Here is a 16,242-nt window from a genome sequence, read left to right on the forward strand (position 1 = left end):
CGCCGTGCGCGCCGGGCGTGCGACCGTTCGCCGTACGCCGTACGCCGCCGGGGCACGGCCCCGGTCCGGGCCGGGCCGCCCCCGAACCCCGTCAGCGGACGCCGTCCAGGGCGGCCCGGCTGGTGCGCAGCGAGCTCTCCAGCACCGCGGCACGCCGGGCCGGATCCATCAGATTGGGGCCCATCACCGCGAGGTCGGCGGGCGTCGGCGCGAGCAGGTGGACCCGGACGCCGCTCGCCCGCAGCAGCGCGGCCTCGCGCATCAGCTGTCGGGTCACCGCCCGGCGGTAGCCGCCGACCAGCTGGGCGAGCACCCCGCGGGGCCGGTCCCGGGCGGCGTGCCACTCGCGCAGCGCGGCCAGGGTGCCCCGGCTGCCGGTCTCGTCACGCTCGCGGGGCGGCAACCGCAGGGCCATCGGGGCGAGCACGAAGACCTCGTCCAGGCCCCGGCCGATCATGAGGTCGGCGTTGGTGGCCGACCAGCAGCCGCCGTCGACGTACGCGGAGCCGTGCACGCGGACCGGGGTGAACCAGCCCGGGATCGCGCAGGAGGCCATCACGGCATCCGCGATCGCCGCGGGCGGCGCACCCCGGTCGCCGAAGACCACGCGGTGGCCGGTGCGGTAGTCCACCGCGGCCACCCGCAGCGGCGAGGCGTCCGGCCAGCCGCCCGGTCCGTGCAGGCCCCGCACCAGCTCGCCGACCGTGGCCAGCGAGCCGCGGCCGTGCGGCGCCATCGCGGAGACCGTGGTCAGCAACGGGTGGGCGCGCGGGTGCCGGACGGCGTCCCGCAGCAGACCCGGCGAGCCGATCCCGACGCGCGGGCGCGGCGGCAGGGCGCCGCCGACCGCGGTGTCGTAGTCGAACTCCAGCCCGGCCAGCGGGCCGGCGGTCACGGGCAGGCCGCGCTGGTGGTCGCGGAGCTGGTCGGCGCCGACGCCACCCGCCAGCAGCGCGGCCAGGATCGCGCCCGCCGACGTGCCGAGCAGCACCTCGGCGCCGTCCGGGCGCCGGCCGGTCGCCTCCTCGACGGCGCACAGCGCACCGACGGTCCAGGCCGCGCCGAGCATCCCGCCGCCGCCCAGGACCAGGCCGCGCCTGGGGGCGGCGTCCGGCGGTGCGGCCCCGGTCTCCGCCGGCCGCGCGTGCGCTGCACGCGCCGGCGACTGCGCCGCCGCTCCGGCCCCCGCGGACGGGGGCTGCGATGCCCGTGTCGTCATGCCGGCCGCCTGTCGTCGTCGGGGCGATTCTCGCCGTGCCGGGCGTCGTGGTCCGTCCGGCGGTGGTTTGCGGTCCGGATCCGATCGTGCGCGCCGAGCGGTCGACGGCGCAACGCCGCCCGCGGCGGCCGCGACGGCGGACGGGGGAGCCGGACCGTCCTCTTTCGGGCCCTCCCGCCCGCGCCCGCTCGTCAACCGAGCGCCCTGCCGGCGCTGCGGCGCCCCGCCACCGCCCTGGCCGGTTCATCCGGATAGGTGAACCTCAGGGCCCTCGGAGAGCACCCCACAAGACGGTTGCCGGCCTGCGCGGGGCCCGGCTAGCAAAGGTCCGTCCGTAGTCGCACGACCTCACCGAGGAGCAGCCGTGACCACCTCGCACCCGTCCGCCGTCCCGCACGACGGCACTCGCCCGTACCGGTCCCGCCCGTCGCGCCACCCGCACCCCGGTGTCCAGCCCTGCCGGCCGCCGGCGGTCGGACGGCAGCCGCGCCACCCCCGGGCCGCCTGTGCCACCGCCGCCGACACCGCCCCCGGCACCGCCGCCACCGACCCGGGGCTGCGGGCCGGGCTGACCACCCGCTTCGCCCACCAGCTCGTCGAGGTGCTCGTCGGCGTCCGGCCGTCCGGCCAGCTGATGCGCCACACCTCGCTGGACGGCTACGGCCAACTCGCCTCACTGGTCCGCACGGGGGCGCTGCGGCGCGGCGGTGCCGCGCGGCCGCGGCTCGGGCCGGTGCACGACCGGTCGCCCTCCCCGGGCGCGGTCGAGGCCTGCGTCCGGGTCGACCTCGGCAGCCGGCACCACATGGTGGCGTTCCGGCTGGAGCTGCGCGGGCCCGCCGGGCAGTGGCAGTGCACCGCGGTGGAGGCCCGGTGAGCGCCACCGCGGCGCAGGCCGCCCCGCGCCGGGCCGGGCGCGGCCGCCCCGCCGTCGCGCGGCCTACGCCCGCCCGCCCCGTTGCGGCCCGGCCTGCCCGCACCGCCCGCAGAGCGGCGCAGGGCGCCACCCCCGTACGGGAGCGGCGCCCTGCGTGGCGGCGGACCGGTCGGCCCGGCCGCGGATCAGCCCTTGCGGCGGCGGCCCTTGGCCGACTTGGCGGCCTTGCGGCGCTCGGCACGGGTCATCCCGTCGCCCTCGTCCTCCGGCACGTAGTCGTCGAACTCGCCCTCGACCACACCGCCGCCGACCTCCTCCGAGGGGGCCGTGTAGTGCAGCCGCTGCGGCTTCGGGGCCTCCAGGCCCTTGGCCTTGATCTCCGGGCGGGCGGCGTCCTTCTCCAGCTTGTCGAGCATCACCTCGGTGTCCTCGACCGGGACCTCCTCGACCTGCTGCTCGACCTGGACCTCCAGGTTGAACAGGTAGCCGACGGACTCCTCCTTGATGCCCTCCATCATCGCGGTGAACATGTCGAAGCCCTCGCGCTGGTACTCGACCAGCGGGTCGCGCTGCGCCATGGCCCGCAGACCGATGCCCTCCTGGAGGTAGTCCATCTCGTAGAGGTGCTCGCGCCAGCGGCGGTCCAGCACCGAGAGGACGACGCGGCGCTCCAGCTCGCGCATGATCTCCGCACCGAGCTGGTCCTCGCGGGCACCGTACTGCGCCTGGATGTCCTCCTGGATGACCTTGGTGAGGAACTCCGGGGTCAGACCGGCGGCACCGCCGGCCTCCTCCTCCAGCTCCTCCAGGTCCAGCGTGAGCGGGTAGAGCTGCTTGAGGGCGGCCCAGAGCTTCTCCAGGTCCCAGTCGTCCTCGAAGCCCTCGCCGGTGGCCGCCTTGACGTAGGCCTCGACGGTGTCGTCCATGAAGTGGCCGACCTGCTCCTGCAGGTCCTCGCCCTCCAGCACGCGGCGGCGCTCGCCGTAGATGACCTCGCGCTGGCGGTTCAGCACCTCGTCGTACTTGAGGACGTTCTTGCGGATCTCGAAGTTCTGCTGCTCGACCTGGGTCTGCGCCGAGGCGATGGCGCGGGTGACCATCTTGGACTCGATCGGCACGTCCTCGGGCACGTTGGCCATGGAGAGGACGCGCTCGACCATGCCGGCCTTGAACAGGCGCATCAGGTCGTCGCCGAGCGACAGGTAGAAGCGGGACTCGCCCGGGTCGCCCTGGCGGCCGGAGCGGCCGCGCAGCTGGTTGTCGATCCGGCGCGACTCGTGGCGCTCGGTGCCGAGGACGTAGAGGCCGCCGGCCGCCTTGACCTCGTCCTGCTCCGCCTTCACGGACGCCTTGGCCTTCTCCAGCGCGGCCGGGAACGCGGCCTCGTACTCCTCCGGGTTGTCCACCGGGGTGAGCCCGCGCTGGGCCAGCTCGGCCGCCGCCAGGTGGTCGGCGTTGCCGCCGAGCATGATGTCCGTGCCGCGGCCCGCCATGTTGGTGGCGACGGTGACGGCGCCCTTGCGGCCGGCCTGCGCGACGATCTGCGCCTCGCGCTCGTGGTGCTTGGCGTTCAGCACCTCGTGCGGGATCCCGCGCTTGCGCAGCTCCTGCGACAGGTACTCGGACTTCTCGACCGACACGGTGCCGACCAGCACCGGCTGGCCCTTCTCGTGCTTCTCGGCGATGTCCTCGACCACGGCGGCGAACTTGGCCGGCTCCGACTTGTAGATCAGGTCGGGCTGGTCGATGCGCAGCGGCGTCTTGTTGGTCGGGATCGGCACCACGCCGAGCTTGTAGATCTGGTGGAACTCGGCCGCCTCGGTGGTGCCGGTACCGGTCATACCGGCCAGCTTGTCGTAGAGGCGGAAGAAGTTCTGCAGGGTGATGGTGGCCAGCGTCTGGTTCTCGTTCTGGACCTCCACCCCCTCCTTGGCCTCGATCGCCTGGTGCATGCCCTCGTTGTAGCGGCGCCCGGCCAGGATGCGGCCGGTGTGCTCGTCGACGATCATGACCTCGCCGTTCATCACGACGTAGTCCTTGTCCCGCTTGAACAGCTCCTTCGCCTTGATGGCGTTGTTCAGGAAGCCGACCAGCGGGGTGTTCACCGACTCGTAGAGGTTGTCGATGCCGAGGTAGTCCTCGACCCGGCTGACACCCTCCTCCAGCACGCCGACGGTGCGCTTCTTCTCGTCGACCTCGTAGTCGCGGTCGATCTTCAGGCGCTGCACCAGCTTGGCGAAGTCGGCGTACCACTTGGTCGCCTGGTCGGCCGGGCCGGAGATGATCAGCGGGGTGCGGGCCTCGTCGATGAGGATCGAGTCGACCTCGTCGACCACCGCGAAGTTGTGGCCGCGCTGGACGAGTTCGTCCTTCGACCAGGCCATGTTGTCGCGCAGGTAGTCGAAGCCGAACTCGTTGTTGGTGCCGTACGTGATGTCCATCCCGTACTGGCGCTTGCGCTCGGCGGGCGTCATGTTGGCGAGGATCACGCCGACTTCGAGGCCGAGGAAGCGGTGCACCCGGCCCATCCACTCCGAGTCGCGCTCGGCGAGGTAGTCGTTGACGGTGATCAGGTGCACGCCCTTGCCGGTGAGCGCGTTGAGGTACGCGGGCAGGGTGCCGACCAGGGTCTTGCCCTCACCGGTGCGCATCTCGGCGACGTAGCCGAGGTGCAGGGCGGCGCCGCCCATGAGCTGGACGTCGTAGTGGCGCTGGCCGAGCACGCGCTTGGCGGCCTCGCGCACGGTGGCGAACGCCTCGGGGAGGATGTCGTCCAGGGTCTCGCCGTCGGCGAGCCGCTGCTTGTACTCGTCGGTCAGCGCGCGCAGCTCGGCGTCGGTGAGGTTGACGAAGTCCTCTTCGATGGAGTTGACCTGGGCAGCAATCCGCTGCAGCTTGCGAAGGATCTTGCCTTCGCCGGCGCGCAGGATCTTGTCGAAGACGGACACTTGAGCGGGCTCCTTGCCTGTATTGGCACTGGACGACTGCACGGCGGGTCCACCCCACCGCACGGGCCATCGTATGCGAGGAGTCCAACACCCCGGGAGGTGCGTCAGCACGCTATTCCCGTGTCACTCGTGCGAGCACATGCCACGATAGCGCCGCCCACCGGGGCAAATCGGTCAGCTTCCCGGGCAGTTGGGCGGTAACGGTGGTTAATCGAATGCTCGAATTCCTCTCTGCACTGAATAATCCGTGTATGGGAGAGACCACGGAACAGCAGGACCAGCGGCCCGGCCGGCCGAGCACCGGCCCGGTCACCCTCACCACCGAGCGCCTCGTGCTGCGGGCTCCGCAGGGGTCCGACGTCGAGGCGGTCCACCGGGCCTGCCAGGACGAGGAGATCCAGCGCTGGACGGTCGTCCCGGTGCCGTACCGGCGCGAGGACGCGGAGTTCTTCGTCCACGACCTCGCCGCCAACGGCTGGCGCACCGGCGACGCCCTCGTCTGGTGCGTGTTCGAGCGCGAGAGCGGCGCCCTGGTCGGCACCCAGGGCCTGACCCACAACCCCGGCCGCGCCGGCACCGCCGAGATCGGCTGGTGGGCGACCAAGGAGCACCGCGGCCGCGGGTACACCGTCGAGGCCGCCCGCGCAGTGGCCCGCTACGGTCTCACCGAGCTGGGCCTGCGCCGGCTGGAGTGGGTGGCCTACGTCGGCAACGAACCCTCCCGGGCGGTCGCCGAGCGGGTCGGCTTCCGCATGGAGGGCACCCTGCGCTCCTACGCCGAGCAGCGCGGCCGGTTCCACGACGCCTGGATCGGCGCGCTGCTCGCCACCGACCTGGGCGACCTCGGCGGCCGTGCCGACTCCGCCGACCGCACCGAGTCCGCCGGCTGAGGCGCCCGGGTCGCCGGTACCCGGCGCCCCCGGGGTCCGGAGGGCGGCCCCGCCGGGCCCGGCGGGGCCGCCCTCCGGACCCCTCGTTGTCGTACCCTCGGTCTACGCTCGCCGGTATGACCGCCATGCCCGCCGCTCCGAGCCCCTCCCCCGTCGCGACCCTGAGCGCCGACGAGGCCCGCCGCATCGCCCTGCGCGCCCAGGGCCTGCTCGGCGCGCCGGACCGCCGGGGCGGAGTGCGCGCGATGCTGCGGCAGCTCGGCTCCGTCCAGCTCGACACCATCTCGGTGCTGGCCCGCTCGCACGAGCTGGTCCCGTACGCGCGGCTCGGCGCGGTCGGCCGACCGGCCGTCGAGGCGGCGTACTGGAGCGCGGGCACCACGTTCGAGTACTGGTCGCACGCGGCCTGCATCCTGCCGGTCGAGGAGTGGCCGCTGTTCGCCTTCCGCCGCCGGCGGTACCGCGAGCGCAACCACGTCTGGGGCCAGCAGGTGGACGAGGCCACGTACCAGGGGGTGCTGGCCCGGCTGCGCGCCGACGGTCCGCTCACCTCCACCGAGCTGGGCGGCGCCAAGAAGACGGCGGACTGGTGGGACTGGTCCGACACCAAGATCGCGGTGGAGCGGGCGCTGGCCTTCGGCGACGTGGTCTGTGCCGAGCGCCGCGGCTGGAAGCGCGTCTACGCCCTGGCCGAACAGACCGTCCCCGCAGAGCTGTTCCACGCGGAGCCGACCGACGAGGAGTGCCTGCGCACCCTGGTCGCCCAGTCCGGCGCCGCGCTCGGCGTGGCCACCCGGGCCGACCTGCTCGACTACCACCGGCTGCGCCCCGAGCAGGTGGACGCCGTGGTCGCCGACTCCGGGCTCGTCCCGGTGGAGGTCGCCGGGTGGGGCCCGGCCGGTTCCACCGCCGCCGCCTGGGCCGACCCCGCGGCACTCGCCGCCGCTCCGCGCGGTCGCCACCGCACCACGCTGCTCTCGCCGTTCGACTCGCTGATCTGGGACCGCCCGCGCACCGAGCGGATCTTCGGCATGTTGCACAAGCTGGAGGCCTACACGCCCAAGCACAAGCGGGTGCACGGCTACTTCGCGATGCCGCTGCTGGCCGGCGGCCGGCTGGTCGGCCGGGTCGATCCGGCACGTGAGGGACGGACCCTGGTGGCGCGTCAGGTCTCGCTGGACGCCGCGCGGCACGTCGAGGCGTTGGCCGCCGCCCTGCGCGAGGCGGCCGCGTGGGTGGGCTGCGACGCGGTGCGGGTCGAGGCCCTGCAGGACGAGTCGCTTCGCCCGGCCCTGGAGAAGCTGCTCGACAGCTGAGTCCGGGCCGACACGCGGGCACCGCGCACCGCGCACCGGGCACCGCGCACCGCGCACCGGGCACCGCGCACCGCGCACCGCCGTCACCCTATTTCGAGGATCTTCTCCCGCATCGCGTAGACCACGGCCTCCATCCTGGAGTGCAGTTGCAGCTTCTCCAGGATGTTGCGCACGTGGTTCTTCACGGTGTTCTCGCTGATGAACAGCTCCTTGGCGATCTCCCGGTTGTTCATCCCGGTGGCCACCAGCTTCAGCACCTCCAGCTCCCGGTCGGTCAGCCGGGGCGCCGGCACCAGCTCCCGGTCGTCGGAGCGGCGCTGGATCATCGACTTGAACTCGGTGAGCAGCTTGGAGGCCATCGACGGGCTGATCTGGGACTGCCCGTCGGCGACGGCCCGGATGGCCGTGGCGACCTCGTCGGTGGAGATCTCCTTGAGCAGGTAGCCGGTGGCCCCCGCCTTGATCGCCTCGTAGAGGTCGGCCTCCTCGTCGCTTATCGTCAGCATGATGATCTTGGCGCTGGGCACCACGTCCTTGATCGCGGTGCAGGCCTCGATCCCGCTGCGGCGGGGCATCCGGACGTCCATCAGGATGATGTCGGGCAGCAGGTCGGCGGCCTTGAGCACGGCCTCGGCGCCGTCCCCGGCCTCGCCGATGACCTTGATGTCCTCCTCCTCCGCGAGCACGATCTCCAGCCCGCGGCGGAACAGCGCGTGGTCGTCGACCACCAGGACGCGGATCGGCTCCCCCCGGTGCAGGGCGTACTCGGGCTCCCCCCCGGGCCCGGTCGTCACCCCCGCGACAGGCCCCTTGGCGGGCCCAAGCCCGAAGTGATCCCCCATCCGCTCCTCCCCCGTCGCCGGTAGTCGTGCGCCAATCATTCCACGGCCGGGAGACCGCGCGGTCACCCTCCGACGCCGATCGCCCCGCATCGGGTGACCCCGGGAGCGCCCCGGAACGCCGGTGACCCCGGCGGCAGCCGCCACCGGGGTCACCTCTTCCACACTGTTCGAACGGTCAGTCCTCGTCGTCGGCCCCGCCGATCGCACCGCCTGCGCCGCCACCCCCCATGGCCGAACCGTCGGCCTTCAGGTGGATGACGCCGTAGTTGTAGCCGTGCCGGCGGTAGACGACGCTCGGCAGGCCGCTGTCCTTCTCCACGAAGAGGTAGAAGTCGTGGCCGACCAGCTCCATCTCGTAGAGCGCCTGGTCGAGCGCCATCGGGGCGGCCGGGTGGGTCTTCTCCCGGACCACCAGCGGGCCTTCGCCCTCCACTTCCAGGGAACCCATCATGGTCTTGCGGACGGCCCCGTTGGTCACACCCTCGGGCTCCGACGTCTCGGGTAGCGCGGCCAGGGCCGCGGTCGCCTCGGCGACGCTGATGGGGGTGCGGCCGTTGCCGCCCTTGTGGACCCGGCGCCGGTCTGCGGACTTGCGCAGCTGCGCGTCGAGCTTCGCCGAGGCCAGGTCGAGCGCCGCGTACGGGTCGCCGGCGGCGGCCTCGGCCCGGATCACCGGGCCACGGGTACGGAGAGTGATCTCCACGCGGTCCGACCGGTCGGCCTGCCGCGGGTTGTGTTCCTTGGACACCTCGACATCGAGGCTGATCGCCTTGGTGTCGAACTTCTGGACCTTCTCCAGCTTCTCGGCCACGTGATCCCGGAACCTCTTGGGCACCTCGGTCTTGCGGCCCTTGACGACGATGTCCACGCAGAACTCCGATCCCTCGTGCTGACGCCGATCCGGGTGCTACCGGATCGGGCTGAGACCCAGCTGGACCAGCCAATCCACTGCCGGCCCCCCGCTCCACCGCGAACGGCGGAAGCGACTGGCCCTCACCTCACTTCCTCCCCATCAGGGACGGTTGAAACCCCCTGGAGCCTCATCGAACACCTCACAGGGGGTTTTCGCCTCCCCAGGCGGATAAGTGGGTATGACCCGATGCTGTGGCCTGACCCGTCAAGCTGTTGCACCCTGTCTACCCTCCAGCGAGTGAAACATGGGTAGATACCTGGACAACACCCCTCGTACGGCGCATCCTTTGCTCACTCTCCGTGCCTGCAGCCGCCAGGAGCAGCCGTGCCGCCCACCTCCACGCCCACCCGTCCACAGACCGCCCAGGGCCCGTTCGCGCACGCACTGGCCGGCCTCCTGGACGTGCTGCTGCCGGCCCGCTGCGCCGGCTGCGGCATCGAGCGCACCCAGCTCTGCTCCGTCTGCCGCGGTGCGCTGGCCACCGCCCAGCCCGGGCCCACCGCGCTGCCCTGGGCGCACGCCGCCGCCCCCTACGCCGATCCGGTGCGCCAACTGCTGCTCGCCCACAAGGAAAGAGGGGCCCTGCGGCTGGCCGGCCCGCTGGGTGACGCGCTCGCCAGGGCCGTGCGCTCCTCGCTCGGGCCGCGCGCCGGGCTGGCGCCGCTGCTGCTGGTCCCGATGCCCTCCGCCCCGGCCGCCGTCCGTGCCCGCGGCCACGACCCGACGCTGCGGCTGGCCGACGCGGCCGCCCGGTCCCTGCGCCGGTCGGGGCTGGACGCCCGTTCGGCGTCCCTGCTGCGGCACACCCGCCCGGTCGCGGACCAGGCCGGGCTCTCCGCCGCCGAGCGGCGGCGCAACCTGCACGGCGCACTCACCGTGCTGCCGCGGGCGGACTGCCGGTTGAAGGGGCGTCAACCGGTACTGGTGGACGACCTGGTGACCACCGGCGCCAGCCTGGCCGAGGCCGCGCGGGCCCTGACCGCCGCCGGGCTCGCCCCGAAGGCGGCCGCCACCGTCGCGGCCGCCGTCCCGCGCCGAGGACCTCGGCCCGGGTAGACGGCGGTCCGGCCCGGGTGGCACCTCGGCGGCCCTCAGCCCGGGTAGACGAAGGCGGACGCCCGGAAGGTCGGGTTGACCTCCCGCCACTGACTGTTCACCAGCCGGTACACCTTGCCGTCCGCGGCCTGCCGCGCCAGCACCGGCTTGACCTCCTGCAGGACGTCGCCGCGCGCCTCGGACGCCTCCGCCGAGGACATCCCCTCGCCGCCCTGCAGCGGGGCCTCGCTGTTCTGCGAGCCGTCGGTGCTCATGTAGTGCAGCTGCGGCAGGCGGCCGTTCTCCTTGCCCAGCACCAGCAGTTGGTCCGCCTCCGCCCAGGACACCGAGGCGACCTCGGTGAGCAGCGGCGCGGCCGGGCGCAGCCCGACCACCTGCGCGGTCGGCGCGTCCTTGCTGCCACCGTGGACCACCAGGCCCAGCCAGAGCGAGCGGGTGCCCCGCACGTCCTTGAGCACCAGGGCGACCCGGACGCCGTCGGAGGAGATCTTGAGGTCCTGCACGGTGTTCCCGTCCAGGCCCTCGACCGGCACGGTGACGGGCTTGTCGCCGCGCACCATCAGCACCCGGCGGTTCTGCGGGTCGCGGTCGACCACCCAGAGGTCGCCGCGGCCGTCCCAGCTGGGCGAGGCCAGGCCGTCCTCGGCCCTGTCCCCGGCGCGCACCGGGGTGGTGAGCAGCGGTTCGGGCATCGTCCGCACGTTGTCCGAGAGCCCGACGGTGTAGAGCTGGTGACCGTTGGCCCCGATCGCCGCGGCGCGGGCGCCGTCCCGGGCCACCGCGATGGTGCCGAGCGGCTGCTTACCGGGCTGCGGCTTGCCGAGCGGGCCGCGGACGGTGCTGCCCTCGGTGTCGTGGACCTCCATCAGCACGCCGTCCTCGGCGCGCTGGAGGTACTGCTGGCCGGCGGACGGCCCGACCAGCGCGCCGGGGCCGGTGAACGGCACGTCGGTGCGGCTCGCCTGGCAGCCGGCTCCGCGCGGGCCCTTCAGGTCCAGCCGCTCGACCTGCCCCTTGCCCTGGTCGGCGAGGGTGTAGAAGAGCTGGGTCGCCATCCGCCGGCAGAGCATGGTGCTGCCGAGGTCGACGCCGCTGAGCACCACGCGGGCGGTGCGGCTCTCGTCCACGCTCACCTGCTCGACGGTGCTGCCGGTCGGGAAGGCGGTCTGGGCCACCGGGGAGAGCCAGTCGGACGGGCCGGCGACCACCGCACGGGCGGCCGAGGTCAGCGGGTCCGTCCGGCGGCGCAGGTAGATCGGGTCGGCGATCAGCACCTCCGGGGCGGCGGCCGCGGAGGGGTCCTGCTTGGCGTAGAAGAAGCGGTCCACCTGGCGGTAGCTGTTGCGGAAGTTGGTCTCGTTGATGACCACGCCGTCGGGCAGCTCGGATATCCGCCACTCGCCGCCCTTCTCCCGGACGAAGGAGAACGGGAGCGCGACGTCCCGCTGGCCGTCCGCGAACCGGTAGGCGTGCTTGTCGTCGACCTCGGCGACGACCCGGCTGGAGGCGCGGATCGCGAAGGCCGTGTCGGCGTCCGTCACGGTCTGGCCTGGCTGCACCGCGGGGTTGGCCGCGAGCACCTTGATGCCGGCGTCCGGCTTCCAGCGCATCCCCGCCTCGGCGGTGAGGTACTGGCGAGCCGTGTCGTAGCTCTCGTCCGAGGTCAGCGCGTCCAGGAAGCCGGCCAGCAGGTCGCCCGGCTTGGCGCCCTTGGCCGGCCCCACCGGGAACACCCTGACCTGGAGGTTCCGGTCGGCCGTCCCCTGCGAGAGCTCGACCTTGCCGATGCCGCCGGAGTCCGGCATCGCGGCGCAGCCGCCCACCAGCAGGGTGCCCACCACCGCGCCGGCCGCCGCGGCCAGCCGCGGCTCAGTCCTGCTGGTCCTTCGCACGCTGCGACCCCTCCATCTCCGTCCCGCCCGTGCCGACCGCGGCCTCCGCCGCCCCGGGCCCTCCCGTCTCGTCCGGCCCGGCCGTCCGCTGTGCCACCGACGGCCGCCCGGGCGTCGGGTCCACCATGACCTGGGCACCCGTGGCACCGTACCCGGCGCCCGCGGTCCGCACGTCCGAGGGGTCGGAGCGCGGCCCCTCCGGCAGCCGGGGGTTGCCCAGGCCCGGGCCGATGCTCAGGACACCGCCGAGCCCGCTCCCGAAGCCGTTGCCGGAGGCCTCCGGGGTCTCCGGGACGGCGTCCTCGGTGGCGGTCAGCGCGGTGGCGCCGGCCGGGCGGATCGCCCGGCGGTAGGGGGCCCCGTACGTGCCGAGGCCCCGGTTGTTGCGCGAGTCCTCCGGCTCCAGCCGGAACGGCGCGCGGCTGATCTCGCCGCCGCGGGTGCGCGGCAGGGTGAGCCGGAAGTGCGAGCCGCCGCCGGGCTCGCCCCAGGCCTGCAGCCAGCCGCCGTGCAGGTGCGCGTCCTCCACCGCGATGGAGAGGCCGAGTCCGGTGCCGCCGGTGGTCCGCACCCGGGAGGGGTCGGCCCGCCAGAAGCGGTGGAAGACGCGGGAGGCCTCGCCGGGCTTGAGCCCGATGCCGTAGTCGCGCACGCCGACCGCGACCGCGCCGTCGGCCGAACCCAGCCGGACCACGACGTCGCGGCCCTCGCCGTGCTCCAGCGCGTTGACCACCAGGTTGCGCAGGATGCGCTCGATCCGGCGGGAGTCGACCTCGGCCACCACCGGCTCGCCGTCGCCGCGGATCACCACTGCGCTGCCCTTGGCCTGGGCCAGCGGATCGGCGGCCTCGACCACCCGGCCGACGATGTCGCGCAGGTCGACCGGCTCGGCGTCCAGGATCGCGGCGCCGGCGTCGAAGCGGCTGATCTCCAGCAGGTCGGCGAGCAGCGACTCGAAGCGGTCCAGCTGGCCCTGGAGCAGCTCGGCCGAGCGGCCGGCCATCGGGTCGAGGTCCTCGCGGCTGTCGTAGATCAGGTCCGCGGCCATCCGCACCGTCGTCAGCGGGGTGCGCAGCTCGTGCGAGACGTCCGAGACGAAGCGCCGCTGCACCCGGGACAGCTCCTCCAGCTGGCGGATCTGGGCCTGCAGCGCGTTGCCCATCCGGTTGAAGGACTCGCCGAGGCGGGCGATGTCGTCCGTCCCGGTGACCTTCATCCGCTCCTCCAGGTGCCCGGCGGCCAGCCGCTCGGAGATCCCGGCGGCCATCCGGACCGGGGTGACCACCTGGCGCACCACCAGCCAGGCGATGCCGCCCATCATGATCACCACGAACACGCCGGCGGTGGCCAGCGTCCCGGTGACCAGGCCGAGGGTGTTGGTCTCCTGGCCGAAGGAGAAGACGTAGTACAGCTGGTAGGGCGCACCGGTCGGGCCGGAGAACTGCGTGCCGATGGCGAGGCCGGGCTCGGTCCGCCCGCCGCTCTCGGCGGCGCGGTGGATCACGGTCGGCTGGTCGAAGATCCCGGTCCCGGAGGAGACCTTGGCCCGCAGGCTCTCCGGGATGCTGTTCGGCAGGATGTCGCCGGAGTAGCGCGGCCCGAGGCCGGTCTGCTCGGGCGTGACCGTCTGGCCGCTGCCGGGCAGCGTCGCGATCACCGAGTAGACGCCCTGCCCCCCGGCCGCGAGGTCGCCGACCTGCTTCAGCAGCCAGGTGCCGATCTCCTCGGTGGACGGGTCCGCGGTCGCACCCACCTTGAGGCGCAGGTCCTTCGCCTCGTCGATCTTCTTCAGCTCGGTCAGGAAACCGGACTTGGCCTGGTTGCGCGCCGAATCCTTCTTCGTGTCCAGCAGGCCGTTGCGGACCTGGGCCACCACGACTACGCCCAGGACCAGCACCACCACGACGGAGAGCATCAGCGTGGCCGCGACCACCCGCAGCTGGATCGAGCGGCGGTACAGGGCCACCACCCGCTGGACCGGCCAGCGCAGCTGACGGGCGACCACCGCGAAGAGGGAGCGCGGCCCGCGCCGGCGGCGGCTGCGCGTGGTCGAACTCAGCACGTCCCCGCGCACGGCGGCGCCCCCGCCGGTCGCGGTACCCGACGGGGTCTCGTCAGCCCGGTACATCACGTCAGCTGGGCCCGGCCTTGTAGCCGACGCCGCGGACGGTCACGACGATCTCGGGACGCTCCGGGTCCTTCTCGATCTTCGAGCGGAGACGCTGGACGTGCACGTTGACCAGGCGGGTGTCCGCCGCGTGGCGGTAGCCCCAGACCTGCTCCAGCAGCACCTCGCGGGTGAACACCTGCCAGGGCTTGCGGGCCAGCGCGACCAGCAGGTCGAACTCCAGCGGGGTCAGCGGGATGCCCCGGCCGTCCCGCTTCACCGAGTGGCCGGCCACGTCGATCACCAGATCGCCGATGGTCAGCTGCTCGGGCGTCGGCTCCTCGGCACGGCGCAGCCGCGCGCGCACCCGGGCCACCAGCTCCTTGGGCTTGAACGGCTTGGTGACGTAGTCGTCGGCACCCGATTCCAGGCCGACCACGACGTCCACGGTGTCCGTCTTGGCGGTCAGCATGACGATCGGGATGCCCGACTCCGCCCGGATCTGCCGGCAGACGTCGATGCCGTCCCGACCGGGCAGCATGAGGTCCAGCAGCACCAGGTCGGGCTTGGTCTCCCGGAACGCGGCTAGCGCCTTGTCCCCATCCGCGACGAAAAACGGCTCAAAACCCTCACCACGCAGCACGATGCCGAGCATCTCGGCCAGTGCGGAGTCGTCATCAACGACGAGGACGCGTCCCTTCATGCGTCCATCTTCTCATTACCGGATTGTGACCTGCCGCACAGCAGTCCCATTGCTCCAGAACGGCCAACAAGCCACCCGGCGAATTCCGGCCATACCGGGCGAATGACCGCCGCCCGCCGCCGCCCGGCCGCCCGGGAGCCACCCCGCGGCCACCGCGCACGCCCCCGTTGCCGTACAGCAACCGGATACCCCTGGGGCCCGTCCGACCACCATGGCACGATGGGCGCTGCGCCCGGATGAAGATCCACCAGGCGCCGCGAAACCCTGACGCCCTCCGAGGAGCAGTGATGACCGACACTCCGGGCTGGGCCTCGCCCAGCTCGTCCGAGCCGCCCCGCGACGAGCTCCGGCCCCCGGCCGACACGCCCGCCGCCGTGCCCGGGCAGTCGGTACCACCCCAGGGCGTGCCCGTCCCGCCGCCCGGCTGGAGCGCCGGCCACGGCGGCCCGCAGCCCGGCCCCGGCGGGCAGTTCCCCCACGGCGGACCCGGCCCGTACGGCTGGGGCGTCCCGGCCAGCCCCAAGCCCGGTGTCATCCCGCTGCGCCCGCTCGGCCTCGGCGAGCTCCTGGACGGAGCCGTCTCCACCATCCGCAAGCACTGGCGCACCACGCTCGGCCTCTCGCTCGGCGTCGCCGTGGTCCACCAGGCCGCCGTCACCGGCACCCAGTTCGCCGTGAACGGCGACACCGGCGACCTCACCCCGATCCTGGGCGCGCTGGTCAGCCTGCCGCTCACGATGCTCCTCGGCGTCGTCGCCACCGCCCTGCTGACCATGGTCGTCAGCCGCGCCATCCTCGGGCAGAACGCCACCGTCCGGGACGCCTGGCGCGACGCCCGCCCCCGGATGCTGCAGCTCACCGGCCTGACCCTGCTCACCGGCCTGATCGGCGCCGGCGTCGTCCTGCTGGGCTTCACCCCGCTGATCGGCTACCTGCTCTCGGGCGCGCACGAGCCCGTGATCGCGGCGCTGCTCGTCGTGGTCGGCCTGCTCAGCCTCCCGGTCGCCCTCTGGCTCTGGATCCAGCTCAGCCTGGCCGCGCCCGCGCTGATGCTGGAGAAGCAGGGCATCCTGACCGCCCTCTCCCGCTCCCGCCGCCTGGTCCGCGGCTCCTGGTGGCGACTGTTCGGCATCAACCTGCTCAGCCAGCTGATGGCCGCCATCGTCGCCGGGATGATCAGCGTGCCGTTCACCGTCGTCGGCCTCGTGCTCGGCTTCGACGACCTCGCCGGCCAGGTCGACAACGGCGACCCCGCCACCCTGCCGGCCGCGATGCTGATCACCACCGCCATCGCCGGCGTCATCTCCGCCACGATCACCATCCCGTTCACCGCCGCCATCGGCGTGCTCCTCTACGTCGACCAGCGGATCCGGCGCGAGGCGCTGGACATCGAGCTGGCCCGCGCCGCGGGCCTGTCCGAGTACGGCGCCACCGGCTGGAGCGGCCAGAGCGACCCCAGCGCGGCGAGGCTCTGAACCG

Annotated in this window: 12 protein-coding genes; 5 read left to right on the plus strand and 7 right to left on the minus strand. The window is 73.4% G+C overall.

The genetic code is table 11. The features are described from left to right. Nucleotides 1-91: 91 nt before the first annotated feature. Entirely contained in the window at nt 92-1,219 is a 1,128-nt protein-coding gene (locus MCM47_RS18945; RefSeq protein WP_238862830.1) for a patatin-like phospholipase family protein, read from the minus strand. Between the two features lie 364 nt (nt 1,220-1,583). On the opposite strand from MCM47_RS18945, the gene MCM47_RS43310 reads away from it, so the two are divergent. Continuing rightward, nucleotides 1,584-2,096, plus strand: coding sequence for an Rv3235 family protein (locus MCM47_RS43310; protein ID WP_238862831.1), 513 nt, complete (start codon nt 1,584-1,586; stop codon nt 2,094-2,096). A gap of 185 nt (nt 2,097-2,281) precedes the next feature. Here the strand turns inward: MCM47_RS43310 and secA are convergent, their stop codons facing one another. Then, nucleotides 2,282-5,044: a preprotein translocase subunit SecA gene (gene secA, locus MCM47_RS18955; protein ID WP_238862832.1), complete on the minus strand. Its 2,763-nt coding sequence runs from the start codon at nt 5,042-5,044 to the stop codon at nt 2,282-2,284. Between the two features lie 251 nt (nt 5,045-5,295). Between secA and MCM47_RS18960 the strand changes: the two genes are divergently transcribed. Then, on the plus strand, nt 5,296-5,934 hold the full coding sequence (locus tag MCM47_RS18960) for a GNAT family N-acetyltransferase (protein ID WP_238862833.1): 639 nt from the start codon (nt 5,296-5,298) through the stop codon (nt 5,932-5,934). 116 nt (nt 5,935-6,050) lie between these two features. After that, nucleotides 6,051-7,250, plus strand: a complete 1,200-nt coding sequence (locus tag MCM47_RS18965; RefSeq protein WP_238862834.1) for a winged helix-turn-helix domain-containing protein — start codon at nt 6,051-6,053, stop codon at nt 7,248-7,250. 83 nt (nt 7,251-7,333) lie between these two features. On the opposite strand, the gene MCM47_RS18970 is transcribed toward MCM47_RS18965, so the two are convergent. Next, nucleotides 7,334-8,092, minus strand: coding sequence for a response regulator transcription factor (locus MCM47_RS18970; RefSeq protein WP_238862835.1), 759 nt, complete (start codon nt 8,090-8,092; stop codon nt 7,334-7,336). A 175-nt stretch (nt 8,093-8,267) separates the two neighbouring features. Next, entirely contained in the window at nt 8,268-8,960 is a 693-nt protein-coding gene (gene hpf, locus MCM47_RS18975) for a ribosome hibernation-promoting factor, HPF/YfiA family (RefSeq protein ID WP_238862836.1), read from the minus strand. Nucleotides 8,961-9,329: 369 nt separating this feature from the next. Between hpf and MCM47_RS18980 the strand changes: the two genes are divergently transcribed. Beyond that, complete coding sequence (locus MCM47_RS18980) at nt 9,330-10,061, plus strand: ComF family protein (RefSeq protein WP_238862837.1); 732 nt, start codon at nt 9,330-9,332, stop codon at nt 10,059-10,061. Nucleotides 10,062-10,096: 35 nt separating this feature from the next. Here the strand turns inward: MCM47_RS18980 and MCM47_RS43315 are convergent, their stop codons facing one another. From MCM47_RS43315 to mtrA, 3 genes are read right to left on the minus strand one after another with little or no spacing between them, the layout of a single operon-like run. Then, complete coding sequence (locus tag MCM47_RS43315) at nt 10,097-11,953, minus strand: LpqB family beta-propeller domain-containing protein (RefSeq protein WP_238862838.1); 1,857 nt, start codon at nt 11,951-11,953, stop codon at nt 10,097-10,099. Continuing rightward, a complete protein-coding gene (mtrB, locus tag MCM47_RS18990; RefSeq protein WP_238862839.1) occupies nt 11,931-14,081 on the minus strand; it encodes an MtrAB system histidine kinase MtrB in 2,151 nt (716 codons plus the stop codon). Before mtrB ends, MCM47_RS43315 begins: the two co-directional genes overlap by 23 nt. 4 nt (nt 14,082-14,085) lie before the next feature. Then, nucleotides 14,086-14,763, minus strand: coding sequence for an MtrAB system response regulator MtrA (gene mtrA, locus MCM47_RS18995; protein WP_030061806.1), 678 nt, complete (start codon nt 14,761-14,763; stop codon nt 14,086-14,088). 287 nt (nt 14,764-15,050) lie between these two features. On the opposite strand from mtrA, the gene MCM47_RS19000 reads away from it, so the two are divergent. After that, nucleotides 15,051-16,238, plus strand: a complete 1,188-nt coding sequence (locus MCM47_RS19000) for a hypothetical protein (RefSeq protein WP_238862840.1) — start codon at nt 15,051-15,053, stop codon at nt 16,236-16,238. Nucleotides 16,239-16,242 lie beyond the last annotated feature (4 nt).

The organism is Kitasatospora sp. A2-31 (assembly GCF_022288725.1).
In the GTDB taxonomy this organism is placed as follows: domain Bacteria; phylum Actinomycetota; class Actinomycetes; order Streptomycetales; family Streptomycetaceae; genus Kitasatospora.